The sequence below is a fragment of the Mesorhizobium sp. M4A.F.Ca.ET.050.02.1.1 genome (assembly GCF_003997725.1).
Classification (GTDB): domain Bacteria; phylum Pseudomonadota; class Alphaproteobacteria; order Rhizobiales; family Rhizobiaceae; genus Mesorhizobium.
Genome location: NZ_RZSG01000919.1, coordinates 1 through 2179, shown reverse-complemented (window position 1 = coordinate 2179; position 2179 = coordinate 1). Strand labels below are relative to the sequence as shown.

The 2179-nt window shown below is 62.7% G+C and carries 2 protein-coding genes and 1 pseudogene; 1 reads left to right on the top strand and 2 read right to left on the bottom strand.

Annotation, left to right across the window (positions count from 1 at the left end):
- Positions 1-183: pseudogene (locus EOA33_RS33145) on the bottom strand (Zn-dependent hydrolase); the annotation flags it as partial.
- A 69-nt stretch (positions 184-252) separates the two neighbouring features.
- Positions 253-1581 (bottom strand): aspartate aminotransferase family protein, encoded by a 1329-nt coding sequence (locus EOA33_RS33140; RefSeq protein ID WP_127400257.1) that lies wholly within the window; start codon positions 1579-1581, stop codon positions 253-255.
- Between the two features lie 254 nt (positions 1582-1835).
- Here EOA33_RS33140 and EOA33_RS33135 point away from each other — a divergent pair.
- Positions 1836-2179 (top strand): TetR family transcriptional regulator (locus tag EOA33_RS33135; protein WP_127407537.1); only part of this gene is annotated, 344 nt, incomplete at its 3' end.

Genomic DNA, 2179 nt, shown 5'->3' with positions numbered 1-2179 from the left:
CCCCATTTCGAGGCCCGCGGCCTCGCACCAGCGCTTGAACAGGTGCCGGCCCTCGCCGTCCTCGTCGGTCACGGTCTGGCGATTGTTGCCGCCGGCAATGCCGGGGCCGATCTTCGCCATCTCCATGATGGAATCCCACAAACGGTCTGAATTGATTCGCAGATTCTCGCCGGGGGCCGCCATTCAAAGTCCTCTCATTTCACGATCCGATCGGGCGGCGGTTCCCGACGCCGCCCAACCGGACAAAGCAGTCTAGTCTATCGACCTCAGAACATCGCGCAGATGGTCGATCAATTCGTTGATCTGACCCTTTGTGATGATCAGCGGCGGCGACAGCGCGATGATGTCGCCGGTGGTGCGGATCAGCGCGCCGTGCTCGAACGCCTTGACGAAGGCGGAGAAGGCCCGCTTCGTCGGCTGCCCGGCAATCGGCGCCAGTTCGATCGCGCCGATCAGGCCGATGTTCCTGATATCGATGACGTTCGGCTCGCCCTTCAGCGAATGCAGCGCATCTTCCCAGTAGGGCGCCAGCTCCTCGCCCCGGGTCAGCAGGCCTTCGTCCTTGTAGGTGTCGAGCGTGCCGAGCGCCGCGGCACAGGCGATCGGATTGCCCGAATAGGTATAGCCGTGGAAGAACTCGATCATGTGATCGGGTCCGGTCATGAAGGCGTCGTGGATCTCCTTCGTCACGAACACCGCGCCCATCGGGATAACGCCGTTGGAGACGCCCTTGGCGGTGGTCATGATGTCCGGCGTGACGCCGAAATAGTCGGCGGCGAACGGTGTGCCGAGGCGTCCGAAGCCGGTGATGACCTCATCGAAGATCAACAGGATGCCGTGCTTGGTGCAGATCTCGCGCAGCTTCTGCAGATAGCCCTTCGGCGGCAGGATGACGCCGGTCGAGCCGGCCACCGGCTCGACGATAACGGCCGCGATGGTCGAGGCGTCATGTAGCGCGACGATGCGCTCGAGTTCGTTGGCGAGTTCCGCGCCATGCTCCGGCACGCCCTTGGAGAAGGCGTTCTTTTCCGGCAGATGCGTATGCGGCATATGGTCGACGCCGCCGAGCAGCGTGCCGAACATCTTGCGGTTGTTGACGATGCCGCCGACCGAGATGCCGCCGAAATTGACGCCGTGATAGCCGCGCTCGCGGCCGATCAGCCGGGTGCGCGAGCCCTCGCCCCTGGCGCGGTGATAGGCGATCGCCATCTTCAGCGCGGTATCGACCGATTCCGAGCCGGAATTGGTGAAGAAGACATGGTCCATGCCCTTCGGCGCGATGTCGACCAGGCGGTTCGCCAGTTCGAAGACGATCGGGTGGCCCATCTGGAAGGCCGGCGCATAGTCGAGCTCGGCCGCCTGGTGCTGGATCGCCTCGGTGATCTTCGGCCGGCAGTGGCCGGCATTGACGCACCAGAGACCGGCGGTGCCGTCGAGCACCTTGCGGCCGTCGCTGGTGGTGTAATGCATGTCCTTGGCGGACACGAACATGCGCGGCGCCTGCTTGAATTGCCGGTTCGCCGTGAACGGCATCCAGAATGCGCTGAGATCGTTCGGCGTGACTTTCAGCCGGTTGGACATGACCAAGACTTCCCCTTGTAACCTGTTTCGGTGCGGCTAACGCTTGGTCTTCCCAGCACTTGGTCTCAGCTGCGTTTTCGTGCTACGCAAATTTTGACCGATTGGACAAACGTTAGCACCGCCATGTCGGCGGTCAAGGGATTACTAACGGAAATGCGGCATCGGAAGCGCGCTCCACAGGCCAAGGAAAAACTGGTCCAGAGAATTGGTCCAGATGACGCTCGCGGCGAAGGTTTACGGGGGTGACGGCCGCCATGGAAGGTTCCGCTCCCCGCCGCACCCGCATCCAGCAGGAAAAGCGCGAGCTGATCCTGGAAGCCGCGCTCGAGGTCTTCTCCACCAACGGTTTTCGCGGCTCTACCATCGACCAGATCGCCGAAGCGGCCGGCATGTCGAAGCCGAACCTGCTCTACTACTTCCGCCGCAAGGAAGACATTCACGAAACGCTGATGGAGCGGCTGCTCGAGACGTGGCTGTCGCCGCTCAGGGAACTCGACGACATCGGCGACCCTCTCACCGAGCTGCGCAGCTACATCAGGCGCAAGCTCGAAATGGCGCGCGATTTCCCGCGCGAGAGCCGGCTGTTCGCCAATGAGAT

Excerpts from the sequence above, each read along its gene's own strand:
- EOA33_RS33140 (WP_127400257.1), bottom strand. The coding sequence starts at position 1,581 with ATGTCCAACCGGCTGAAAGTCACGCCGAACGATCTCAGCGCATTCTGG.